Raw genomic sequence first — 23,987 nt, 5'->3', positions numbered from 1 at the left:
GAAGGCATAAAAAAGCAGAACAGGAAACCCCATTCTGCTCTGTCACTGCTTTTTTAAGTTAGTGTTTAACGATTTTCACAATTTTTTCAGAATTATTGATTCTTATTAAATATATTCCTGAAGTGAGCGCAGAAAGATCTGTCTTTTTGTTTTCAAACTTGCCCGATTTCACCAGTTGTCCGGACATATTATAGATCTGATAATAATATCCGTCCTGTTCCGGTGCATTGATATAAAGAATATCTTTTACCGGGTTCGGAAATAAAATGATTTTGTTTTCACTTATTTTTTCCTTCACCTCAGCGCTGCTTAAAACAGATGCTGCTTTTTCAGAAACCAAAGCGGTCACCTGTAATCCCGGAATGGGGCCGGCTTCATTTCCCTGAGCGTCATATTTCATTCTCACACACCGGCAGCTTGTCGCGAGATATGGATCATTATTATCATTCAAGGCGATAAACCGGTTGGCCGTAGAAGCTGCATCAAATAAAACATTAACGGATCTTCCCAGGTAGTTTGAAGCCAAAGCTCCTGTCCAGACAGCGGGATACTGGAAATTGACGGTATTGAACGTACCCTGTGGAGACTGATTAGCCAAAACGCTTCTAAATCCGCGTGAACCTGAATCCGGGAAATTACCTACTGCATATGACGGGCCGGCCAGCATATAACCTATGGTAGAAGTCGTGGAGGGATTTCTTACCCTATATCCTGCATAATCTGTACTGACATTATAAAAAGCAGCTGCGTTTTTATCTTTTTTATACCAGGGTGACTGTCCGAAATCCTTGTTAGAAACCAATGCCACATTGGTAAGGTCGGGAATTCTCCAGCCTTCCGGACAGGGATCGAAAGGTGATTTCTCCCCTCCTCTTCCCCATCTTTCGGGAGCAAGGTTCGGCTCATCTGCAAGCCAGTCTGTTCCATTGGTATAATTAGGCACCGCACTGTTATAAGGCGCAAAAGAACTTGGAACCATATATACCAAAGGGTTTTTCACGGAATAAGACAGCACTTTTGCTATTTTATCTGCGGGTTTATCCGTGCTCTGTACAGTTGGAGCTGCATAGGTATTGTAAGGAACAATGTAATTTCCCGACGTATTGTTGTACATGGCAGGAGTGAGTGTAGTATAGGTGACTGTCCCGTTATCTGATGCTGTTCCCAAAAACACATTAAAGGAAGCTTTATTATCCGCATACTGGAAGGTAGGAATCGGGTCTTTTCTTCCCCACTGATAATGCATTCCTGTAGAAGCCCGTATTTTTGCCAGCTCAGCGGCAGTTGGTGTCATCGCATTAGCAACCATCGGAAATGCATCTACTGCTCCCAGGTTCCTGTCCATAAATTCTGTCTGCAGCACCACATCAGCCTTACTCACATAGTTCACATAGTTGACAGCTTCAGCCGAAGGAAGTTCTGTTGTATAATTAAAAGAGCCCAGAGCAGAGTCCGTTATCCAGATATGCCAGCTCCAGTATACCGGAGATGAAATACTTCCGTTATGAAGTGTTACTACAGCATTTCCACTCTGGTTCGGGCTGATCTCCACTGAAATCTTTGAGTTACCGAGGTCCTGAAGGGAAGCAGGAGAAGGATTTATAACTGATATCCTGTTGATTAATTTTGTATTGGTAGTCCACAGTACATTGGTTTTTAAATTATTAAAACTGGAAGGGTTTAATATTTCCTGGTTATCCAAAAGCTGGCTTTGGACCGAAAACGCTTTACTTACAGGAATTTCCACCATAAAAAGCTGGGTATTCCTGACAGCCTGATAGGTATTCGGATTATTGATCCCTTCTCTGTATTCTGCCTGTGGAGCAAGATATTCTGAAGGAAAATTATAGCTGTTTACAATATAAAGGGGATCTTTGATACATCGGCATCCATTGGCTTCGGAAGTATACATCCCAGACATCGGCATATAAAAATATCTTCCTTTAATATTGGGAAAATTAGGGTCCGGAACATCCGGCTGGCCTTTATCAGGGATCATATAAAGTCCTCTGGTGATGACTGCAGGGGAAGCATCAAAGTGTCTGGCCATCGTTGCTGTCCACAAGGCAACATGATGCTGGTCGGTATACTGTCCCAGGTGGGCATTTCTGATCAGCTGGCCTGTACCCGGAAAAATCCCCATATTATTTCCGCCGGCATTGGAAAGGTCGAAGCCTAAATTAGGATACACCTTAAATCCCGTCATGAATGACGGAACTCCTGTATCCGTAGGTTTGATGATGTGGTGCTTATTGGTTTCAAAAACATTTTTAGCCAGACTGGTCCTGACTCCGAAAGGTGAAAAATCCAGCCTGATATCATCCACATAGGACGGAGAAGCCAGATTGGCCACCAACATTGAAGGCATTCTCCATCCGTTCGGGCACGGATCGTAAGGAGACTTATCCCTGTAAGGTTTTGCGCCTGCATTGCTGTTATACTCTGTACTGACCAGTCCCCGGGAATTATCAGACCAAAGGTTAAGCTCCGAAAGCCTGTTATCCGGAATTCCGGCAGCACGGCCAAACCAGTTAACGGGAAGATTGAGGTTGTTATTGTAGTATGCCTGCCCGCTGTTATCGTTTTTATTGACATAGATCAGACTTAACGGATTCTTCACTGAAAGCCTGATATTATTGGTAACCTCGGCGCTTGCGAGGGGAACATATTTGGTAAGGTTATCGATATTTGAAGCATCGGTAAAGTTTTTCGCGCCTCTGTGCCTTATTCTTCCTATGGATCCTGACACTTCGTAGAAGTCGTTTCCTCTCGTTACCAAAGGTGGGATAGGATCTTTTCTACCCCATTGGTAGAGCAGTCCTATATTTCTGTTCCAGTCGGAGGAAGTAATGGAACTGCTTAAAGCCCCAAGATTACGGTCCATCCAGCCCCATTCGGAATCAGGAATCTGCTCAACTGTTCCGTCTGCCCTTACCCTTGTAATATTGTCAAAACTTTTGTAGGTTGATCCGTTAGCAGGATCGTCAGTTACCCAAACATGCCAGCTCCAGTAGATTTCGCCATTTACTCGCAGGGCAATAACAGCATTCCCTTTTTTAGCTTTATTGATTGGAACCTGTATTTTGGCATTTGCATCGGATCCTAAAATTCCCAGTGAGTATCCGGGCCCTGATTTAATAAGTCCATGGGTATCTTCCCATAATACATCTGCCGTCATTTCACCGGATGGAATTCCGTCTCCTTTAATGTGTCCGCCCCCTTGCCACATAGCATAAGCTTTTCTTACAGGAACCAGTAAGCCTTCGCTGTTTTGGGCGGGATCAAAAATATAGCTGTTCGGGGCTTTTGTCCAGTCCTGAACGACAGCCCTTCTATTATCAGGATTTCTCAATGTGTCTCCTACAGATACTGATCTTTCTGTGTATCTATACTGAGAATCGCCTTTTGGTTCTTTAACATTCCTGGAATAGGTACAAACCGACACTAAGCAAAAAACTGCCACTAAATTTTTAACTAAATTTTTCATATCCTCAGACTTGTGTGTTATTAGGGAGAATTCAATTTTTAATCCTTTATCAACAATAAACGACTAATAAGATTGATAAAGTTATTATATATCAATTACATTGACAATAAAACAACATTAAAAGATTATAAATACGAAAACAACACAATCAATCCGTCTGTAAATGCCATTTTTCAAGCGTATCTATCTCAGCATAAAATTTAACTTGAACACTCACAACTGTAAGAAAAAGAATAGAGAAAGCACAACAAAGGCAGCTCTGAAGCTGCCTTTGTTTATAATATGAATGATAATATAAGTTATTATGGAAGAATATGGTTCTTATAAAGCTCAATAGTAAATCTACCCACTTTTATATTTAAGAAAGAAGAGAAAACAACAAAGTTAAAAATAACAAGCGCGAGGATAAAAGCGTAAATCATTTTTTTAACACTACCCGAAACCACATACATTGAATTGGGAATCAGCACGTAAGAAAACCCAATAAATGCACCTACAAGCCTGGATGAGAATACAGGGTTATTCCTGAAAATAAAATAAGCGCATATCCCTACAACGGCATAGTTTCTATGGTATTCATAATATGGATACAGCTCCTTCATTTTGGTATCAAACGCAAAAAGAAAGAACGTCAAAATGATCATCATTGCTTCGGGAATTCCAAAACCGCCATTCAGTCTATCTGAATATTCGTCCATATATCCATTTAAACCTTTCACCAAAATATTATCCGAGGTCATACTGTCTAAAAGACTTCCAAAAACCCGGTATATTTCAAATGGCGAAAGAAATACAGAGATGATGATCAGGACCAGCATTATGGTTTTGTTTAACGGAACACGGGCCAGCCAGTACATCGGGAGAAACAGGTAACAAACGGTATGTATACCTGATGCCAGAAATATAAAAAAGAGGTAGTGCCATAACTTCCGTTCTTTAATGTACCGTACGGCAAAATAAACAATGAATGTTCCCAGATTCTGCCTGATCTGTCCGCTTTCCCCAACAAAAAAGTAAGGAATAAACATGAACAGGGTAAATGTAAAGGGGTAAAAAGTATTATCTTCCGTATATTCTATCTTGAAAAAAACCGCACAAATAGCAATAACCAGGGTAAGCACATAAAAAGGCGCATTAAAAATATTCAGAAGTATCTTATTAATGAGGGTATACAGCCACTCCACTTCCAGCTGATCAGGGCCTTCCATGTGAAGCATCTTCATAAAAATACTGTAATAACTCTTCGTATCGGAATAAATATAAATTGCTTTATAACTTCCGTAATCCGGGCCTACATTATCTCTGAAACCTACCAGCAGGATAAGATAAATCCCCAGTAACCAAAACCACTTTTTTTCTACTTTTTTTCCGAAAACTTCCTGTACACTAAAAAAAAGCATGTATGCAATCGCAACAAAGAAATATGGATGTAATAAACTCATGCTAATTTAATGTTTTTTTAACCGGTGCAGTACGCACAAAGAAGGTGCAGATCTGTAATAAGATAATGCATACGGCAGAAGGGAGAATGCTACTGTGAATAGCAATCCGTTTATTTTTTCATCATTTTTTTTCAACATATCTAAAACAGATTCTTATTTAGTAATAATATTGGTTTAAAATATATTTTGAGAGGGAACTTTTGCAAAAGTAGATTATTTTTTTATTCTGCCTAGAATATTTTGTTGATTTTCAGACAAACTTATAGCCGAAATGTTTTGAACTAATACTGAATAAATTAAATTTGCAGACTTGATTTCATAATCTAATGCATCGTTTTTTTATATTTTTATATTACCGGATTTCCAAAAACAGGATTCTTTCAGCAGTTTTTGCTTTGGGAATAGCTGTGATATGCGGCTTTTTTGCCTCAAAAATTAATTTTGAGGAGGACATTAACCAGATCATTCCTAAAAACGAGAAGTCTGATCTTACAGCAAAAGTTCTTAAGCAATTGAATTTTTCGGACAAGATCATTGTGATTATAGAAAACAAATCTGCTGAAGAGAGTTACCAGCTTTCTGAAACAGCGGATCATTTCCTGCAAAAAATTGAACCTTTAAAAAAATACATAGGCTCTGTACAGGGAAAGGTGAATGACAGTGAGATCTCGGAAACATTCGATTTTGTAAGCCAGAACCTGCCTCTTTTCCTCGATGAGAATGATTACAGGGAAATTGAACGGAAACTCCAGAAAGACAGCATTTCAAAACAGGTAGAGAACAATTATGTCTCTTTGGTTTCGCCCACCAGTCTTGTGACGAAAGAGTTTATCAAAAAAGATCCTCTGGGAATTACTTATCTGGGAATTAAAAAACTGAATGCTTTAAAGATCAGCAAAGATTTCAAGCTCGAAGACAACTATATCGTCACAAAGGATGGAAAAAACCTGCTGCTTTTCATTGATCCTAAGAATAAAAGCAATGATACCAAAAGCAATGAAGCTTTTATCAATGACCTCAACCGGATAAAAGACGGTATTAATAAGCAGTTTAAAGGGAAAACGGAACTTAGCTATTTCGGCTCTCCGGTGATTGCTGTGGCGAATGCACAACAGATCAAAAAAGACATCCAGAATACGGTAATGATCTCCATGACTGTTCTGCTGATCCTGCTGATCTATTATTTCAGGAATTTCTTTACCCCCATCATTGTATTTCTGCCAACTGTATTTTCGGTATTGCTCGCCCTGCTGATCCTTTATTTTATCAAAGACAAAATTTCGGCTATTTCTCTGAGTGTGGGTGCCATTCTTATCGGAATCACAATAGATTATGCGCTCCATATCCTTACGCATTATAAGCATAACAATAATATAGAAGAGCTTTACAAAGAGATCACACAACCCATCATACTGAGCAGCGCCACAACTGCCGTTTCTTTTTTATGCCTGGTATTTGTGCGTTCTGAAGCCCTGAAAGATCTCGGCCTTTTTGCAGCGATTACGGTTATCTTCTCTTCCGTTACCGCACTGATCATAGTTCCCCAGCTTTATAAGCACAAGCAGAAAGAGGATAAGCACAGCACTAATTTTATCGACAGGATCGGTTCTTATCCTTATGAGAAGAATAAACCCCTGATTATAGGATGCTCCGTCATTATTATTGCCTGCCTGTTTGGCTTCAGACATGTGGGATTCAATGAAGATATCGGAGACCTGAATTATATTCCGAAAGAGTTAAAAATAAGCGAAGCAAAGCTTCAAAAGCTTTCTGACATCACTTCAAAATCCATTTACACCATTTCTTACGGCGATTCTGAGGAAGAGGCCCTGACAAGAAATACCCGGCTGAGCCAATTTCTTGAGAAGGAAAAACGGGAAGGAAAGATCCTGAGCTACAATTCACTGGGCAACGTTGTTCTTTCTGAAAAAGATCAGAAGCAAAGGATTGATGTCTGGAATAAATTCTGGGATGGGGATAAGAAAACACGCACCGTTTCGGAACTGGTGAACAGCGGGAATCAATTTGGATTCAACAGCAGTGCTTTTGACAATTTCAATGAAATTTTAAATAAGAACTATACAGCTTTAAGCCTCAAAGACTATGAGAAAGTAAAAGCTCTGCAGATTTCCGAATTCCTGAGCAATGAAAACGGATTTTATACGGTTTCCAATGTTGTAAAACTGGATGAAAAGAAAAGAAACACCTTCATAAAAGATGTTGAAAAAAATCATGATGCCCTGGCCATTGACCGCCAGCAAATGAACGAAAACTTTTTGGGACTGCTGAAAAGAGATTTCAGCACGCTGATCAACTATTCTCTTCTGGCTATTGTCCTGACGATCATTGTTTTCTTTAGAAATTTTGAGCTTACCATTTTAACGATGTTTCCGATTGTATTAACGGGAATCGTAACAGCAGGAATTCTCTATTTCTTAGGCCTGGAGCTGAATATTTTCAGTACAGTAGTTTGTACATTGGTTTTTGGTGTCGGGGATGATTTCAGTATTTTCCTGACACAGGCGATGCAGAAGGAGCATACAACAGGGAAAAACGAGCTTCCAACTTATAGAACTTCTATTATTCTTGCAGTTTTTACAACCATTTTATCCATCGGCTCTCTTATTTTTGCCAGGCATCCGGCATTACATTCATTGGCATTGGTCGCTTTGATCGGGATGTTCTCTGTAATTATCATCACTTCAACATTATATCCCTTCTGGTTCAGGTTGCTGATCACAAACAGGGCAAAGAAAGGACTTTCTCCTATTACCTTCAGACTGTTCTTAAGATGCGTCATATCATTTTTTTACTATGGACTGGGAGGATTTATTTTTTCACTCATCGGAAGTATATTCGTCAAAAGATCAAAAGGGAAAACATTAGATATTATTAAATTAATTTTAGCCAAGTTCTTAACATCCGTACTGCACATCAGTCCATTTGTAAGAAAAAGGGTGATAAAAAATCCGGCGGAAGATTTCAGCAAACCGGCCGTGATCATTGCCAACCACACATCCTTCCTGGATACACTTGCCATCGCTATGGCTACCCATAAAATTATATATCTGGTCAACGACTGGGTGTATGAATCGCCTGTTTTCGGAAAACTGGTAAAGGCACTGGGCTTTTATCCGGTTTCGCAGGGAATAGAGAACGGGATAGAGAAACTGAAAGAAAAAATTGACCAGGGCTATTCGCTGGTTGTTTTCCCTGAAGCAGAACGTTCTTATACCAATGATGTCAAAAGATTCCACAAAGGGGCATTCTATCTTGCAGAACAGTTCGGATTGGATATTCTCCCGCTGTACATCCACGGAAATTCCGAGGTGCTGCCGAAAGGAGACTTCATTATCTATGACGGAAGCATTACCGTAAAAGTAGGTGAAAGGATAAGTAAAGATGATCTGAGCTTCGGGAAAAACTATTCTGAAAGGACAAAAAAGATCAATGCCAGCTTCAGACAGAAGTTTGCAGAGCTGCGGAATGAGCTGGAAGATGAAAATTATTTCAGGAAAAAATTATTCTTAAGCTATCTGTACAAAGACAGTGAAGTGGTCAGGGAAATCAAAGATGATTTTAATGCGAACAAATCTGTTTATTTTGAGCTGAACAAACACATTCCGAAGGATGCATCTATTCTGCATATCGCAGATGATTTCGGACAGAAGGACATCCTACTTACTCTTTACCATGCGGAAAGAAGAATTTTCTCGTTCATAAAAAATGATGAAAGAAGACAAACGGCCAGGCAGACTTATCTGGTAAAAAGAAGAAAATTAAATTATATTAACACCTTTTCAGAAATCAATAAGAATATTGATGTGCTTTTGGTTTCAGACCAGAATTTTGATATCAGTACACTGAAGGAACTTCCGGAAACCATTATATTCCTGAACCTACCACATTCAGCACCGGATCGTTCAGATTATCACCAGGAATTCAATTCAGAAGCAATAAAAATATTCAAAAAACAGTAAATAAATATGAAAAGCATATTTTTGTAACCGCTAAAGAATATTAATGAAAAAAAATATACTTATTATTTATTATTCGCAGACCGGCCAACTGGAGGATATTGTGAGGAATATAGCCCAGCCTTTTGAAGCCAGGAAGGAAGAATATGACGTTACCTATTATAATATCCGGCTGAAGGAAGATTTCCCTTTCCCCTGGCCCGGTGACGTATTCTTCAATACATTTCCCGAGTCTTATCTTCAGATCCCCAAAGAGATCTTTCCTCCTTCGGATGAGATCCTGAATAAAAAGTACGACCTCGTCCTGTTCGGATATCAGGTATGGTACCTTACACCATCCATCCCAATTATTTCATTCTTAAAAAGTGGTTTTGCAGAAAGGATCATGAAAGACACGGATGTGGTTACCATTTCCGGAACCAGAAACATGTGGATGCTTTCCCAGGAGAAACTGAAAGTGTATTTGAAAGACCTGGGAGCAAAACTGACAGGAAATATTGCTTTGGTAGACAGGCACGACAATTATACAAGTGTACTGACCATTTTACGCTGGCTTACCACAGGACAGAAAGAAAAATCAGGAATGCTTCCTGCCGCCGGCGTTTCGGATGAAGAAATTTCGGGTTCCGTAAAGTATGGCAACATTATAGAAAAGCATTTCAGCAGCGGAAACCTGTCGGTCCTTCAGCCTGATCTGGTACAGAACGGTGCCGTAGAAATACGCCCTTTTCTGGTAAGAGTAGAGAAAGTAGGCAACAAGATCTTCACCATATGGTCCAATCTCATTATTAAGAAAAAAGAGAAACGGCCATTGCTGATAAAATTCTTTAAGGTATATTTGATGGCTGCGATATGGATTATATCACCTGTCGTCTTAGTTTTACACTTACTGACAACCCCTATATTTTGGTCCAAAAGACAAAAACAAAAAACATATTTACAAGGAATTAATTTAAAATAGAATGTACGACGTATTTATAACAAAAGCATCAACATATTTACCTAATAACCCGGTATCAAATGATGAAATGGAGACTTATCTTGGTCTGATAAATGGCGCTCCTTCTAAAGCAAAATCATTGATTTTAAGAAACAACAAGATCACGACAAGATACTATGCTTTGGACGAAGAAGGAAATCCTACCCATACCAATGCACAGCTTACAGCAAAAGCTGTAGAAGGACTTTTCGATGAGAATTTCAAAAAGGAAAACATGAACCTGCTGTCTGTAGGAACAACCTCTCCGGACCAGATGCAGCCTTCGCATGCTTCTATGGTTCATGGTGAGCTGAATATCGGCAAATCTATTGAAATTAATACCGCTACCGGCCTCTGCAACTCGGGGATGAATGCCCTGAACTACGGATTCCTTTCTGTGAAAGCAGGTGTACAGGAAAATGCTGTATGTGCAGGCTCTGAAAGAATGTCCGCATGGATGACTGCAGATAAATTCAATCATGAAGCGGAAAACCTGAAATTACTGGAAGAAAGACCCATTGTTGCCTTCAAAAGAGAATTCCTCAGATGGATGCTTTCTGACGGTGCAGGAGCATTCCTTCTTGAAAATAAACCCAGAGAAACAGGGATTTCTTTAAAAATAGAATTCATTGATTTTTATTCTTACGCCCACGAAATCGAAGCCTGTATGTACGCAGGATGTGACAAGCAGGAGGACGGAAGCCTTAAATCATGGGCAGACTATCCATCTGATGAATGGCTGAAACAGTCTATTTTCGCTATAAAACAGGACACCAAGATCCTGGACAAATATATCCTTGTAAAAGGTGCAGAAAGCTTAAGATCTTCTTTTGACAAGCATAATCTGGATCCTGAAAAGATAGACCATGTTCTGGCGCATATTTCTTCAGGCTACTTTAAAGACGGCTTAAAAGACGAGTTCGCCAAAAAAGGCATGGATTTCCCTGCCGAAAAATGGTTCTATAACCTTTCTGATATCGGAAACATCGGAGCGGGATCTATATTCGTCGCACTGGAAGAATTAATGAATTCCGGAACGCTGAAAAAAGGGGAAAAAGTATTGCTTTGTGTTCCCGAAAGCGGAAGATTTGCCTACTCTTGTGCCTTATTAACGGTTTGCTAATGAAACACCAACTGCCAACATCCGATCAAGATTTTGTGGGAAGCCTCATTCCACAGCGTTTTCCGTTTGTCATGGTTCATGAGCTTATGGAATACACTGATGAAAATCTTGTGTCCGGATTTGAAATCAAAGACGGTAATATTTTTATTCAGGATGGAACTTTTCAGGCTTCAGGCCTTATTGAGCACCAGGCACAGAGTGTTGCCCTGCATACAGGCTACAAGTATTATCTTTTAGGAAAAGACGCGCCTACTGGATATATCGGGGCCATTAAATCTTTTGAGGCAGAAGTCCTGCCCAAGACAGGAGACCACCTGACATCGGAGGTTACAATCCTTAATGAAGTGATGGGAGTAACCCTGGTAGATATTGTCACGAAGCTGAATGGTGTGATCATTGCAAAATCCCAAATGAAAACTGCTGTAAAATAAATGTAATGGAAATCAAGGAAGAAAATCTCGTCAATATACACAACTTTCTGCCGCACCGCGAACCGATGCTGATGGCAGAGTATATCCTGGAATTGACCAAAGAAAAAGTTGTGACTTCCTTTGAAATAAAAGAAGATAATATTTTTGTCTACAACGGTGAATTTGTAGAAGCCGGCCTGATTGAAAATCTGGCCCAGACCTGTTCATCAATTCTCGGACAGAGCTTCTTTGAAAATCCTGAAGCAGATACCAAAGTAATCGGCTTTATTACCAACATCAAAAAGATCGAATTGTTTGCTCTCCCAAAGACGGGCGACAAGATCATTTCAAAAGCATCACTGATCTCACAATATGAAAATATCTGTACTATTTTCTGTGAGACCTTTAATAATGATGAGCTGCTGATCAGGGCAGAGATCAATCTCTTTATACAGGAAGTGAAATCTTAAGAATCATTTATTTAAAATATCAGGCCAACCTTTATTCAGGTTGGTTTTTTTATGTATGAGATTTTAAATAATCTGAAATCGGGATAAGGATTAAAATAAGCAATGATAAACAAAGATTTATACGTCACTCTGTTGATTTTTAATTTAAACAACAGTAACTACTATCCTCCAGCTTCCCTCTTCCAACCATTTTTAGCCTAAATTCAGGTTAAGCATGATACTAAATATTTTATAACCCCTATTTTTCGATACCTTTGATGAAAATAAAATAATGGGTGTAAAAGTAAGGTTCTATTCAGATAATGTTGAATTCGAGTTTGAAAATTCTGTTGAGTTTCCGGTCGCCCCACAAATTGGTGATGAAGTGAATCTTCTTTCATTTTTCAAATACCAGACTTCCGAAAGAATAGAATACTACAGTAATATGGAAGATCTTGATCTGTACAACGATGCTCTTGTTTCACAGCGTACCTGGTGCAATGATCTGGAGAAACAGGAAGTGTATCTGCTGGTAAAGCTGAATTACAGACAAAGAAAATAAGCTTTCCTTTTAAAAATCAAATGTTTAAAACAAAAAAGCGGAGCATTGCTGCCCCGCTAAAAAAATTGGTATCATAAAGGTTAGTACCCAAAGATCTCTTCAAGGGAAACTTCCTGGAATGTTCCCATTTTATTGATGGATTCCATATTAAGGTTTTCCTTTTTACCGATAATGGCCGTATTGTATTGTACAGTCTTGATCTCGGTATCATAGAAACTGGTTAGCTGCAGCAATGTTAGTCCCTGAATTTCAGAATAAATATCTTTTCTGATATCATAGTCTACCCCCAGCTTTTTCAGTGCCATCTGGTTAAAGAAAATATTCGTTCTGTTGATTCTGTTAGATGCGATCTGCTTAAGCGCGGAACCTTTTGAGTTCTCGAACTGCGCTGGAATCTGTGGCAGCGATGCCATAAGATCATTCATAGCACTTACAGCTAACGGCAGTTTATTAGCCTGAGTTCCGATATAGTTTGTGATATAATTCGCATGTCCTTTTTCAGTGGCATTGGCATAAGAAACATACGCAGAATAAGCCAGCGACTTACTTTCTCTTATTTCCTGGAAAACGATAGAAGACAGGCCTCTTCCGAAATATTCGTTGAAAACATTCGCTTTTCCGAAGTTGCTTAAATTCACCTCATTTCCTTTTGCTACTTTAGACATTTCCATCTGAACCATGTCGTAGTTTGTAAAGTATACTTTTCCTTCTGCAGCAGGTTCAGGGTAATCTTTGGCTTTTGCCGGCTGAAGGGTTGCTGCTGCGATATAAGGTTTAACCGCTTTCTCTAAACCTGACTGATCCTGCCCGTAAAGCAATATCTCATATGGAGATTGGTTCAGGGCTTTGATCTTCCTGATAAGCTCCACAGCATCAATACCTTCAAGACGTTCCTTAGACACGATATCCGTCATTCTGGAATTCCTTCCATATTTAGCATAGTTCGTAAGAGCGGCCATGATTCTTGTCTTATCTTTTTTAGCAGCATCTCTGGACTCTAAAATCGTTTTTACGGTCTTGCTGTAAATATCCTTATCTGTTTTTACATTCGTCAGCCAGTGATTCATCAGCTCCACGCCTTTTTTCATATTGCTTTCCAATCCGCTTAATGTGATAAAAATCTGGTCATTGGAAGTTCTGAAGCTGTAAGTGATTCCCAGCTTATAGAATTCACCTTTCAGCTGTTCCGGAGTATATTTATCCGTTCCAAGATATTCAAAAAGAGTTATCGCGATCTGAAGTTCCTTATCATTATCTGTTCCGAAAGGGAAAATATAGCTGATCTGAGCAACGTCATTATACTTATTCTTCACAAAGCTTACTTTCTTATCTTTGATCTGAGAAGTCTGGATCGCCGCTTTATAGTCTATAAATTCCGGCTTGATCTCAGATATTTTATTGCTTAGAATATCTTTAAGGAAAGAAGACTGAGCTTCTCTGTTAAGTTTAATAGGAGTAATTCCGGGATTCTGTACACGAACCAGTTTATCATTCACCCCCTTCTCTTTATACACTACTACATAATTATCTTTGAAAAATTCATTCGCAAACTTTACAACATCTGCCTTTGTAATTTTTTCATATTGGTTGATATCATCCAGCTCCTCCTGCCATGTTTTCTCGTTAATATAGGTATCATACAGGGTAGTCGCCAGCCCGTCTGCAGTTTCCCACGACTTCATACGCTGTACTTTCTTATCATTAACGATCGCTTTAAGCATCCAGTCCGGGAACTGACCTTTTTTCACCAAATCCAACTGATCTAACAATAACTTTTTAGCATCATCAGAGCTTTGCCCGTCTTTCGGAGTTACAGACATGGTAAAAGCACCATACGTTTTAAAAGCCGATTCGTAAGCCCCTGCACCTAATACTTTCTGCGTTTGATTCATATTGAGATCAATAAGTCCCGCATCACCTCTGTTGCTTAAAATTTCCGCAACCACATCCGCCAGTCTTGCATTCTGGGTTCCATTGGAATCCGATCTCCAGGCCAGGGTCATTCTCGGTATGCTCGGGCTTTTTACCGTCCTCGTCACAATGCTTTCCATTGGCTGTTCCGATACCATTTTTTTCATCGGCAGCTCTTTGTATTTGAAAGTTCCAAAATACTGATCCACCATTTTAATGGTTTTATCAAAATCCAGATCACCCACCAAAACAACAGCCATATTATTAGGTACATAATACGTGTCGAAATACTTATGAATAGCAACCATTGAAGGACTCTTCAGGTGTTCCGAAGTTCCGATGGTGGTCTGCTGCCCGTTCGGATGCTTTGGGAAAAGAGCTTCCATCATCGCATAATTCACGAGACGGCCGTCATTATCCTGCGCTCTGTTATATTCCTCGTACACAGCTTCTAATTCCGTATGGAAAAGGCGGAGTACCAGTTCAGAAAAACGTTCTTTTTCTACTTTCAGCCATTTTTCCAGCTCGTTAGAAGGAATATTGTTTTTATAAACCGTTTCGTCCAGCCATGTGTGCGCATTCGTTCCCGTTGCTCCCAATGATGAGATCGCCTTGTCATATTCATTGGCAATTGCATATTTAGAAGCTTCCTGAGAAACCTCATCTATTCTTTTATAGAGCAGTTTTTTCTTTTCAGGATCCTTTTCAGCTTTGTGCTGCTCGTAAAGATCAGAGATCTGCTGAAGGAGAACCTTTTCCTTTGCCCAGTCCTGTGTTCCCAGATGTGAGGTTCCTTTGAAAACCATATGCTCCAGATAGTGGGCCAAACCTGTATTGTCACCCGGATCATTATTCGATCCCGTTCTTACAGGAATATAGGTCTGGATTCTTGGCGCATCATCATTTTTCGCAAGGTAAACTTTCAATCCGTTTTTCAGAGTATAAACCCTTACCCCGGACTGGTCATTTTTCACGGTTTCATAAGTATACCCCTGACTGTCCGTCACCTTCTGAGTATCAAACTTCTGTGCCATTGCATGCAGCATGCAGAAAAGCGATACAGAAATAAAAAATTTCTTCATAAGTCTTATTTATTTTAATCCAAATTTCGTAGAACCTTATAAGTATACATTCTGCATGCACTTGTTACAATAAACTGCGGATTCTGATTTCAGATTAAAATTTCAATTTATCCCTTAACAGCTCTGTTTCTGGTATTATAATTAATATGATTTACATATAATGTATTTTCACTATTTTAGCCAACTGATTAAAAAGAATTAAAAAGGTGAACGGTTTTTCATCTTAAAGTAAAAAAATAATACTGTTTACATGAAAAAACAAGACCTGCCCCAGGACGAAAGCAATCTGAAGTCAGCAAACATGACCGAAGTCTTGTATGTGACGGACGAAAATGACAATTACACGACAGCCAACAGTATCGGCTGGGAAGCTAAAAAAGCAGCTCTGGAAGAATCTATGGAGCTGATCCATGAAAGAATTGAAGAAGCCAGGCAGAATGTGGCCAATAATATAGTGAGTCCTATTATCTATTTCATGGAACTGAATAAAATGGATCTGGGTGTTCTCTCTTCTTATGTCGGAATGTGGCAGTGGAGAGTAAAAAGACACGCAAAACCAAAAGTATTTAAAACACTAAACGAATCTTTACTGAAAAAATATGCCGATGCATTCGGTATTTCAGTGGATGAACTAAGGAACTTTGACGGAAAATAATACTGGAATGAAGCACAAGCCTATGTACAACCTCATTTCAGCAATGAAAAAGATAAAAGCAGCAAATGAAACTTAACTTTGAACACCATCAGACCGCACATTGCGAAAACGGTGTTGCCTCCAATCTGTTACTCAATAAAGGCTTAAAACTCAGCGAACCTATGATCTTCGGGATCGGTTCCGGACTGTTTTTTGTCTATCTGCCATTTTTGAAAGTAAACTTCGCCCCGGGATTCAGCTACCGCCCGATGCCCGGAGCTATTTTCAGTAAAGCAGCAAAAAGATTGGGAATTAAAATCAAAAGAGAAAAATTCTCCAATCCTAAAGAGGCACAGTCTGCTTTAGAACGAAATTTAAACCAGAATATACCGACAGGGCTTCAGGTGGGCGTTTTCAACCTTACCTATTTTCCTGAAGAATATAAATTCCATTTCAATGCCCACAATCTGGTGGTATACGGAAAAGAAGACGGAAAATTCCTGATCAGCGATCCGGTAATGGACTACACAACATCCCTTACCGAAGCAGAACTGGAAAAGGTAAGATACGCCAAAGGCGCACTGCCTCCCAAAGGACATATGTACTACCCTACCCATATTCCTGAAAATGTGAATATTGAAGAAGCCATAAAAAAAGGAATTAAAGATACCTGCAAAAACATGCTCGCACCGGTTCCTATTATTGGTGTAAAAGCCATGAGATGGGTCGCCAAAAGCATCCCCAAATGGGCTGAAAAGAAAGGCACTAAAGTCACCAACCATTATCTGGGACAACTGATCAGAATGCAGGAAGAAATAGGTACCGGAGGAGGCGGTTTCAGGTTTATTTATGGCGCATTTCTTCAGGAAGCCGCAGTTATTCTTAAAAATGATGAGTTAAAAGAACTATCCAAAGAGATTACTGCCATCGGTGACCTGTGGAGAGACTTTGCCGTGGATATTGCCCGCGTTTACAAAAACAGAAACTCGAAAAGCGATATCTACAACACCCTTTCAAAATCCATGCTTCATATTGCTGATCTGGAAGAAGCTTTCTATAAAAAACTGAAAAAAGCGATCTGATATGGCAGAGAATATGATTGAGATTAAAAATCTGTATAAAAAGTACAAAAACTCCGAAGAGTTTTCTGTCAACGATATCTCGCTGAATATAGAGAAAAATGAGATCTATGGAATCCTTGGTCCGAACGGAGCCGGAAAAACCACTTTGATCTCTATGCTTTCCGGATTAATCAAACCGACTTCAGGGCAATTTACGATCAATGGATTGTCGCCCCAGAAGGACAGCTTCAGGATCAAACAGATCATCGGAATTGTCCCTCAGGAATATGCGCTCTATCCTACCCTTACCGCTAAAGAAAACTTAATGTTTTACGGAAGCCTGTACGGTTTAAAGCATAAAGAGCTTAAAAGAGTGATCGACCAGTCTTTAGAGATTATGGGACTTTCAAAGTTTGCAGACAAAAAAGTAGAGCAATTCTCCGGAGGAATGAAACGCCGCTGCAACCTTATCGCGGGAACGCTTCACAATCCGAAAGTATTGTTTCTGGATGAGCCGACCGTAGGAGTTGACGTTCAGTCCAAAAAAGTAATCATCGACTTCCTCCAGGAACTTAATAAAAACGGAACGTGTATCATTTACACCTCCCACCACCTTTCCGAGGCGGAAGAGTTCTGTACAAAGATCGCCATTATCGACCGGGGAAGAATCCACGCAGTAGGAACACCGGAAGAACTTGTGGCACAGATCACAAACGCTGAAAACTTGGAAGATGTTTTCATTTCATTAACAGGAAAAGAATTAAGAGATGTTGTTGTATAAACTGTGGAGAAGCTTCGTGAAAGAAATCCTTCTTCTGAAGAGAGATATAGGGGGAATTGTCATTATTTTCGTCATGCCGTTACTTTTAATTGTAACGATTACTTTAATTCAGGATTCTACCTTCAAAAACCTCGAAGGTTCAAAGATCCCGATTATTTTCATTGACAATGACAAGTCTGAAGTTTCAAAAAATATAAAACAGGAACTGGAAACCAGCAAAACATTCCAGCTGCTGACGAATTACACTGAAAAATCAGCCCAGGAAGCCGTATTTTCCGGAGATTACCAGATGGCCATCGTCATTCCTGAAAATTTAACGAAAGATTTAAATTTAAATATTGATTCCAAAGTGCAGACGATCGTAAGTTCGTTTGGATTGGAGGGCAATTCTGCTGCCGTAAAAAAAACAGCACCTAAAGCGAAAGAAATTCATCTGTATTTTGACCCGGCCACCAATGCCGGATTCAAAAACTCGGTCATGAATTCCGTGAATAAAATGGTTTTCGAGATCGAAAATAAAAAAATCTACAAAGCATTCCAGGATCAGCTGGGAACAGAAGAAAACCTCGATGAAAACAAAAGCCTGATCAGCTTCAAAGAGATCACCCCGAAAAAAGGAGCGATGGATGTTATGCCGAACTCCGTTCAGCATAACGTTCCTGCATGGACCCTTTTTGCCATCTTTTTCATTGTAGTTCCTTTGTCTATCAATCTTGTTAAAGAAAAAAGCCAGGGCACAAGCGTAAGAGCGAGGATCAGTCCGACCCCTTATTTTGTCCATATTTTAGGAAAAACATTCACTTACCTTATTATCTGTATCATCCAGTTCTTACTGATGGTAGCCGTGGGGATTTATCTTTTCCCGTATATGGATCTGCCGGCATTTGATGTTTCGGGAAAAATGTTCCAGCTTATTGTAGTAACCTTGTTTTCGGGCTTGGCCGCAATTGGGTTTGGAGTTTTATTGGGAACCATTGCAGATACACAGGAACAGTCTGCTCCTTTTGGAGCTACCTCTGTAGTAGTTTTGGCCGCTATCGGAGGAATATGGGTTCCCGTATTCTTAATGCCCGAATTCATGCAGACCGTAGCCAAGTTTTCCCCCATGAACTGGGGACTGAATGCTTATTATGATATTATTTTAAGAAACAGCGGTATCGCAGGAATTGCCAAAGAACTCGCATTATTGTTTGCGTTCTATATTGCCATGGTAGCTATTTCTATTTTTTACGAAAGAAAACAAAATGCAGTCTAAAGAAAACACATTAACCTGTACCGAAGAAGTAAGAGTAAGGTTCAACGAGACAGATCCGCTGGGAATTGTCTGGCACGGACATTATATCGTCTATTTTGAAGATGGAAGAGAAGCTTTCGGAAGAGAGCACGGCCTGACCTATCTTGATATTCAGAGAGAAGGCTATGTTACCCCTATCGTAAAAAGTACCTGTGAGCATTTTCTTCCTTTAAAATATGGGGAAACGTTCAACATTGTAACCACTTTCGTGAATTCAGTTTCCGCAAAACTCATATATACCTATGAGCTGTTCAACCAGGACAACAAACTTGTGTGCCGCGGAGAAACCATTCAGGTTTTCTTAGACAGTAACGGAAGCTTATGCCTTTATAATCCTGAGTTTTTTCAGGCATGGAAAGATAAAATGGGATTATAATGAAGAAAGAAATTTACATTACAGACTATAACTGCGTCACCCCTTTAGGATTTGATGTAACTTCCAACTGGAAAGGTCTCTTGGAAGGAAAATCAGGCGTAGCACTCCATAAATTGATAGAAAACCAGGAAGCTTTTTATGCTTCTGTCATTGATACGGAAAAACTTGAAGAAGAATTTAGAAGCAATTTTGACCGCCCGGATTTTACAAGGCTGGAAAAAATGTTTCTTCTAAGCCTTAAACCATTGGTTGAAAAGCATGAAATCTCGGAAGACACAGCTTTCATCCTATCTACAACCAAAGGCAATATCAGCTTATTAAAAAATCAGGCTGAATTACCGGAAGGAGTCTATTTATCAAAATTAGCACAGAAAATTGCAGATTATTTCGGGTTTAAAACAAAACCAATCGTGGTTTCCAATGCCTGTGTTTCAGGAGTAATGGCTATTGCTGTTGCCAAAAACATGATCCGGGCCGGAAAATATAAAAACGCTTTCGTAATTGCCGGTGATGAGGTTTCAGAATTTGTCATCTCGGGATTCAATTCTTTTCAGGCTATCGGAACGGAACCTTGCAAGCCTTATGACAAAACCAGGAACGGAATCAATATCGGTGAGGCTGCTGCTGCTGTGTATATTACTTCTGAATTGAGCGAAAACGAAAAATTTAGGTTTAAAATACTGGGAGATTCTGCAGTGAATGATGCCAACCATATTTCCGGACCGTCCAGAACGGGAGACGGACTCTATGCCAGCGTCAGAAATGCAATGGCAGAAGCCAATGTAAGCTCTGAACAGATCCATTTTATTTCGGCACACGGAACTGCCACCTTGTACAATGATGAAATGGAAGCAATTGCCTTCAACAGAATGGAACTTCAAAACGCTCCATTAAACAGCATGAAAGGGTATTACGGACACTGTCTCGGAGCATCAGGACTTTTGGAAAGTATTATTTCTATGGAAAGTGCCCGTCACGGAATGCTTATTCCTTCTAAAAACTTTGAAGAAACAGGAGTTTCCCAGCCTTTAAACATCATCAGAGAAAACCAGCCCGCAACGGTTCAGTATATTTTAAAAACAGCTTCAGGCTTTGGCGGATGCAATGCTGCGGTTGTTTTGGAAAAATGTTAAAAATAAAAGTGATGAAAAAAACTGACAGCTGTACCATAGAACATTCAAAAATAACCGTCAACGGAAACCCTGTTTTTGAAAATCAGACAGAGACATTTCATGACTTTGCAAAAGAAGCATATAAAAGTTTAGAGCTCAATTATCCCAAATTTCACAAGATGGATAACCTGAGCAAACTGGCTTTTCTCGCTGCTGAAATGATTTTAAAAGATGAAGACCACAGCAGAACGGCATTGGTTCTTGCCAACAGATCATCAAGTCTGGATACGGATTTTAAATACCAGGAAAGTATCAACTCACAGGAAAATTATTTCCCCAGTCCGGCTGTATTTGTCTATACTCTGCCCAACATCTGTGTAGGTGAAATCAGTATTAAACATAAAATGCAGACGGAAAATGCTTTTTTCGTACTGGATGAATTTGACGAGAAATTTTTAAACAATTATGCAGAGCAGATCCTGCTGTCCGGAAAAGCAGATAAAGTTCTCTGCGGCTGGACAGAACTTTATCAGGAAAATTATAAAGCTTTTGTATATTTGCTGACCTTATAAAATAAAAACAAAATAACAATGTAGCAATATAATAGTCTAGCAATGTAACAATTCTAAAGATCAAAATGAATACACTCATACATTGTTACACTGGTACATTAAATACATTGATACACTATTTAATCTATCTTATGGAAAACTTAAAAACAGAATTGAAGCACAAAATTATTGAAGTACTAAACCTTGAAGACGTTTCTGTAGAAGAAATTAAAGATACTGACCCGTTATTCGGAGGCGGATTGGGTCTTGATTCTATCGACGCTCTTGAGCTTATTGTTCTTCTTGATAAAGACTATGGAATCAAATTGGCCGATCCTAAAAAAGGAAAGGAAATTTTCCAGTCCATAGATACAATGGCTACGTTCATTGAAGAAAACAGAACAAAATAATTTATTCAATCTAGCAATGTATCAATCTACCAGTTTGCCAATAATTGTCACCCTGGTAGATTGATACATTATTACATTATAAAATAAAATGAGCCGAAAAATTGCCATAACAGGAATGGGCATCATTTCCTCCGTTGGAAACAATGTGGAGGAAAATTTTATTTCGTTAAAATCCGGAAAACATGGAATTTCAGACATTGAAATGTTTGAAACACGCCATGCCGGAACTATAAAAACAGGTGAGATAAAATGGTCTAATGAAGAACTTGTACAGAAACTTCAGTTACCTGAAGACAACAATGTAACAAGGACATCTTTATTAGGGATGGTTGCAGCAAAAGAAGCCGTAGAATCTGCCGGAATTTCTGATATCAACGAATACAGAACCGGCCTGATATCCTCTACCAGCGTAGCGGGAATGGATATCACGGAAAAATATTTCTACTCTTACGAAGACTTTCCTGAAAAACAAAAATACATCGATGCCCATGATGCAGGAAACTCATCATTGGCCATCGCCGACTATCTTGGCTTAAAAGGTATGGTTTCCACCATCAGTACAGCCTGCTCTTCAGCAGCCAATGCCATCATGATGGGGGCCAAACTGATCAAAAACGGCGTTTTGGACCGTGTAATCGTTGGCGGAACGGATTCCCTTTCAAAATTTACTTTGAACGGATTCAATACACTGATGATCCTTACAGATTCCTACAATACTCCTTTCGATAACGACAGAAAAGGCCTGAATCTGGGAGAAGCAGCCGCATTTATCATTCTGGAATCTGATGAGGTGGTAAAAAAAGAAAACAAGAAAGTACTGGCCTATCTTTCCGGTTATGGGAATGCTAATGATGCCCACCACCAGACGGCATCTTCAGAAAACGGGCAGGGTGCTTTTTTAGCCATGGAAAAAGCATTGAAAGTATCAGGATTGGCAAAAGAAGACATCGGTTATATCAATGTTCACGGAACAGCTACTCCTAATAACGACTTGTCGGAAGGAATTGCCATGATCCGTATCTTCGGTGAAGGGCAGGTCCCTGAATTCAGTTCTACCAAAGCTTTTACAGGGCATACCCTGGCGGCGGCGGCAGGAATTGAAGCTGTATTTTCAATCCTGGCGATGCAGCACAGTGTTATTTTCCCCAACCTGAATTTCAAAACGAAAATGGCAGAATTTGATTTAACCCCGGTTACCGGGCTGAAGGAGAAAAGCATCAACCATGTTCTTTCCAATTCATTCGGGTTCGGCGGCAACTGTTCTACCTTAATTTTCTCAAAATCATGAGCGCAGTATACATCAACAGTGCATCCTGCATCTCCGTACAGGACACTTTAAAAGAGAATTTCGTACAGGATCTTACGCCTGAGCAGTCTGTTCAGATTTTAAAAGCTGTAGAGCCTAATTATAAAGAATTTATTCCGCCTGCAATGATCAGGAGAATGTCTAAGACTGTAAAAATGAGTTCCGTAGCTTCACACCATGCTTTAAAAGAAGCTGGAATAGAGAAACCGGATGCTATTATTGTAGGAACCGGAATGGGATGTTCACAGGATTCTGAAAAGTTTCTGAAAAACGTGATCGATAACAACGAGGAATTTCTGACTCCGACCTTTTTTATTCAGTCGACTCACAATACCGTTGCAGGGCAAATTGCGCTCGGAATTCAATGCCATGCGTACAATTTTACGTATGTCAATACCTCTTCATCTTTGGAATTTTCATTCCTGGATGCCCAGCTTCAGATCAACGACGGAGAAGCTAAAAATGTTCTCGTAGGGGCTGCCGATGAACAGACTAACAGAACCATGGAGCTTTACTGTCTTAACAATACCATTAAAAAAGAAGAGGATCTTCCTGCCGATTATTTACATTCGGAGACGGATGGAGTGATCTGGGGCGAAGGAGCCGGTTTCTTTGTTTTGGGAAAAGATAAAACTGAGCATTCTTATGCTAAACTTAAAAATATCCAGATCAGCAACAGAGTGAATCCGGAAGAATTGCAAATGTTCCTGGTAGATTTTCTCGCTAATAATAATTTGAACAATGAAGATATTGATGTTGTAATTTTAGGGTTCAGCGGGGATGCAAAATCTGATATTTACTATACGAAAGCAATGGATTCATTTCAAAATTCGGCTTTGCTGTATTATAAACATTTAAGTGGTGAATTTAATACATCGAGCAGTTTCTCAACGTTTATGGCTTGTCATATCCTGAAAAATCAGCAGATTCCAGACGTTATGATGATTAATTCAGAGAGAAAAAACGAGATTAAAAATATTCTTCTTTATAATCATCTGGCAGGAAGCGATCATAGTCTTATGCTCCTGGAAAGAGCTTAA

Annotated in this window: 19 protein-coding genes; 16 read left to right on the top strand and 3 right to left on the bottom strand. The window is 39.5% G+C overall.

Features of this window, described 5'->3' with window-relative positions; all coding sequences use genetic code 11:
- Positions 1-58: 58 nt before the first annotated feature.
- Positions 59-3,487 (bottom strand): T9SS type A sorting domain-containing protein, encoded by a 3,429-nt coding sequence (locus IX38_RS03415; protein ID WP_051884422.1) that lies wholly within the window; start codon positions 3,485-3,487, stop codon positions 59-61.
- A 302-nt stretch (positions 3,488-3,789) separates the two neighbouring features.
- Positions 3,790-4,929: an EpsG family protein gene (locus tag IX38_RS03410; RefSeq protein WP_228377901.1), complete on the bottom strand. Its 1,140-nt coding sequence runs from the start codon at positions 4,927-4,929 to the stop codon at positions 3,790-3,792.
- A 326-nt stretch (positions 4,930-5,255) separates the two neighbouring features.
- On the opposite strand from IX38_RS03410, the gene IX38_RS03405 reads away from it, so the two are divergent.
- The 6 genes from IX38_RS03405 to IX38_RS03380 all read left to right on the top strand — a co-directional run bounded on the left by IX38_RS03405 (position 5,256) and on the right by IX38_RS03380 (position 12,429).
- Positions 5,256-8,909, top strand: coding sequence for an MMPL family transporter (locus IX38_RS03405; RefSeq protein WP_034701539.1), 3,654 nt, complete (start codon positions 5,256-5,258; stop codon positions 8,907-8,909).
- A 43-nt stretch (positions 8,910-8,952) separates the two neighbouring features.
- Positions 8,953-9,867, top strand: a complete 915-nt coding sequence (locus tag IX38_RS03400; protein ID WP_034701537.1) for a hypothetical protein — start codon at positions 8,953-8,955, stop codon at positions 9,865-9,867.
- Between the two features lies 1 nt (position 9,868).
- Positions 9,869-11,008 carry a beta-ketoacyl-ACP synthase III gene (locus IX38_RS03395; RefSeq protein WP_034701535.1) on the top strand — a complete coding sequence of 380 codons (1,140 nt, stop codon included), beginning with the start codon at positions 9,869-9,871 and terminating at the stop codon, positions 11,006-11,008.
- Positions 11,008-11,439: a hypothetical protein gene (locus IX38_RS03390; protein WP_034701533.1), complete on the top strand. Its 432-nt coding sequence runs from the start codon at positions 11,008-11,010 to the stop codon at positions 11,437-11,439. Before IX38_RS03395 ends, IX38_RS03390 begins: the two co-directional genes overlap by 1 nt.
- 5 nt (positions 11,440-11,444) lie before the next feature.
- Positions 11,445-11,888 carry an ABC transporter permease gene (locus IX38_RS03385; RefSeq protein ID WP_034701530.1) on the top strand — a complete coding sequence of 148 codons (444 nt, stop codon included), beginning with the start codon at positions 11,445-11,447 and terminating at the stop codon, positions 11,886-11,888.
- A gap of 271 nt (positions 11,889-12,159) precedes the next feature.
- Positions 12,160-12,429, top strand: coding sequence for a hypothetical protein (locus IX38_RS03380; protein ID WP_034701529.1), 270 nt, complete (start codon positions 12,160-12,162; stop codon positions 12,427-12,429).
- Positions 12,430-12,509: 80 nt separating this feature from the next.
- Here the strand turns inward: IX38_RS03380 and IX38_RS03375 are convergent, their stop codons facing one another.
- The gene (locus IX38_RS03375; RefSeq protein WP_051884420.1) at positions 12,510-15,422 is read right to left on the bottom strand and encodes a M16 family metallopeptidase; all 2,913 of its coding nucleotides are present in this window, start codon (positions 15,420-15,422) and stop codon (positions 12,510-12,512) included.
- 250 nt (positions 15,423-15,672) lie between these two features.
- On the opposite strand from IX38_RS03375, the gene IX38_RS03370 reads away from it, so the two are divergent.
- From IX38_RS03370 to IX38_RS03325, 10 genes are all read left to right on the top strand, one after another.
- Positions 15,673-16,077 (top strand): hypothetical protein, encoded by a 405-nt coding sequence (locus tag IX38_RS03370; RefSeq protein ID WP_034701528.1) that lies wholly within the window; start codon positions 15,673-15,675, stop codon positions 16,075-16,077.
- 65 nt (positions 16,078-16,142) lie between these two features.
- Positions 16,143-17,138 carry a BtrH N-terminal domain-containing protein gene (locus tag IX38_RS03365; protein ID WP_034701526.1) on the top strand — a complete coding sequence of 332 codons (996 nt, stop codon included), beginning with the start codon at positions 16,143-16,145 and terminating at the stop codon, positions 17,136-17,138.
- Between the two features lies 1 nt (position 17,139).
- A complete protein-coding gene (locus IX38_RS03360; protein WP_034701523.1) occupies positions 17,140-17,898 on the top strand; it encodes an ABC transporter ATP-binding protein in 759 nt (252 codons plus the stop codon).
- Positions 17,885-19,153 (top strand): ABC transporter permease, encoded by a 1,269-nt coding sequence (locus IX38_RS03355; RefSeq protein ID WP_034701521.1) that lies wholly within the window; start codon positions 17,885-17,887, stop codon positions 19,151-19,153. Before IX38_RS03360 ends, IX38_RS03355 begins: the two co-directional genes overlap by 14 nt.
- Positions 19,143-19,568 (top strand): acyl-CoA thioesterase, encoded by a 426-nt coding sequence (locus tag IX38_RS03350; RefSeq protein WP_034701520.1) that lies wholly within the window; start codon positions 19,143-19,145, stop codon positions 19,566-19,568. The genes IX38_RS03355 and IX38_RS03350 overlap by 11 nt, the downstream gene beginning before the upstream one ends.
- Positions 19,568-20,701, top strand: coding sequence for a beta-ketoacyl synthase N-terminal-like domain-containing protein (locus IX38_RS03345; RefSeq protein ID WP_034701519.1), 1,134 nt, complete (start codon positions 19,568-19,570; stop codon positions 20,699-20,701). The genes IX38_RS03350 and IX38_RS03345 overlap by 1 nt, the downstream gene beginning before the upstream one ends.
- Before the next feature lie 11 nt (positions 20,702-20,712).
- Positions 20,713-21,252 carry a beta-ketoacyl-[acyl-carrier-protein] synthase family protein gene (locus IX38_RS03340; protein WP_034701750.1) on the top strand — a complete coding sequence of 180 codons (540 nt, stop codon included), beginning with the start codon at positions 20,713-20,715 and terminating at the stop codon, positions 21,250-21,252.
- A 131-nt stretch (positions 21,253-21,383) separates the two neighbouring features.
- On the top strand, positions 21,384-21,641 hold the full coding sequence (locus IX38_RS03335; protein ID WP_034701517.1) for a phosphopantetheine-binding protein: 258 nt from the start codon (positions 21,384-21,386) through the stop codon (positions 21,639-21,641).
- Between the two features lie 88 nt (positions 21,642-21,729).
- Positions 21,730-22,929 carry a beta-ketoacyl-[acyl-carrier-protein] synthase family protein gene (locus IX38_RS03330; RefSeq protein ID WP_034701516.1) on the top strand — a complete coding sequence of 400 codons (1,200 nt, stop codon included), beginning with the start codon at positions 21,730-21,732 and terminating at the stop codon, positions 22,927-22,929.
- A complete protein-coding gene (locus tag IX38_RS03325) occupies positions 22,926-23,987 on the top strand; it encodes a beta-ketoacyl synthase N-terminal-like domain-containing protein (protein WP_034701515.1) in 1,062 nt (353 codons plus the stop codon). The genes IX38_RS03330 and IX38_RS03325 overlap by 4 nt, the downstream gene beginning before the upstream one ends.

The sequence above is a fragment of the Chryseobacterium luteum genome, from assembly GCF_000737785.1.
Taxonomy (GTDB): Bacteria; Bacteroidota; Bacteroidia; order Flavobacteriales; family Weeksellaceae; genus Chryseobacterium; species Chryseobacterium luteum.
The sequence above is the reverse complement of the archived record's forward strand: the minus strand, read 5'-3'. Positions and strand labels throughout refer to the sequence as shown.

What these genes read in the sequence shown, in the direction of transcription:
- IX38_RS03415 (WP_051884422.1), bottom strand. Translation starts at nt 3,487, where the DNA reads ATGAAAAATTTAGTTAAAAATTTAGTGGCAGTTTTTTGCTTAGTGTCG.
- IX38_RS03410 (WP_228377901.1), bottom strand. Translation starts at nt 4,929, where the DNA reads ATGAGTTTATTACATCCATATTTCTTTGTTGCGATTGCATACATGCTT.
- IX38_RS03405 (WP_034701539.1), top strand. Translation starts at nt 5,256, where the DNA reads ATGCATCGTTTTTTTATATTTTTATATTACCGGATTTCCAAAAACAGG.
- IX38_RS03400 (WP_034701537.1), top strand. Translation starts at nt 8,953, where the DNA reads ATGAAAAAAAATATACTTATTATTTATTATTCGCAGACCGGCCAACTG.
- IX38_RS03395 (WP_034701535.1), top strand. Translation starts at nt 9,869, where the DNA reads ATGTACGACGTATTTATAACAAAAGCATCAACATATTTACCTAATAAC.
- IX38_RS03390 (WP_034701533.1), top strand. Translation starts at nt 11,008, where the DNA reads ATGAAACACCAACTGCCAACATCCGATCAAGATTTTGTGGGAAGCCTC.
- IX38_RS03385 (WP_034701530.1), top strand. Translation starts at nt 11,445, where the DNA reads ATGGAAATCAAGGAAGAAAATCTCGTCAATATACACAACTTTCTGCCG.
- IX38_RS03380 (WP_034701529.1), top strand. Translation starts at nt 12,160, where the DNA reads ATGGGTGTAAAAGTAAGGTTCTATTCAGATAATGTTGAATTCGAGTTT.
- IX38_RS03375 (WP_051884420.1), bottom strand. Translation starts at nt 15,422, where the DNA reads ATGAAGAAATTTTTTATTTCTGTATCGCTTTTCTGCATGCTGCATGCA.
- IX38_RS03370 (WP_034701528.1), top strand. Translation starts at nt 15,673, where the DNA reads ATGAAAAAACAAGACCTGCCCCAGGACGAAAGCAATCTGAAGTCAGCA.
- IX38_RS03365 (WP_034701526.1), top strand. Translation starts at nt 16,143, where the DNA reads ATGAAACTTAACTTTGAACACCATCAGACCGCACATTGCGAAAACGGT.
- IX38_RS03360 (WP_034701523.1), top strand. Translation starts at nt 17,140, where the DNA reads ATGGCAGAGAATATGATTGAGATTAAAAATCTGTATAAAAAGTACAAA.
- IX38_RS03355 (WP_034701521.1), top strand. Translation starts at nt 17,885, where the DNA reads ATGTTGTTGTATAAACTGTGGAGAAGCTTCGTGAAAGAAATCCTTCTT.
- IX38_RS03350 (WP_034701520.1), top strand. Translation starts at nt 19,143, where the DNA reads ATGCAGTCTAAAGAAAACACATTAACCTGTACCGAAGAAGTAAGAGTA.
- IX38_RS03345 (WP_034701519.1), top strand. Translation starts at nt 19,568, where the DNA reads ATGAAGAAAGAAATTTACATTACAGACTATAACTGCGTCACCCCTTTA.
- IX38_RS03340 (WP_034701750.1), top strand. Translation starts at nt 20,713, where the DNA reads ATGAAAAAAACTGACAGCTGTACCATAGAACATTCAAAAATAACCGTC.
- IX38_RS03335 (WP_034701517.1), top strand. Translation starts at nt 21,384, where the DNA reads ATGGAAAACTTAAAAACAGAATTGAAGCACAAAATTATTGAAGTACTA.
- IX38_RS03330 (WP_034701516.1), top strand. Translation starts at nt 21,730, where the DNA reads ATGAGCCGAAAAATTGCCATAACAGGAATGGGCATCATTTCCTCCGTT.
- IX38_RS03325 (WP_034701515.1), top strand. Translation starts at nt 22,926, where the DNA reads ATGAGCGCAGTATACATCAACAGTGCATCCTGCATCTCCGTACAGGAC.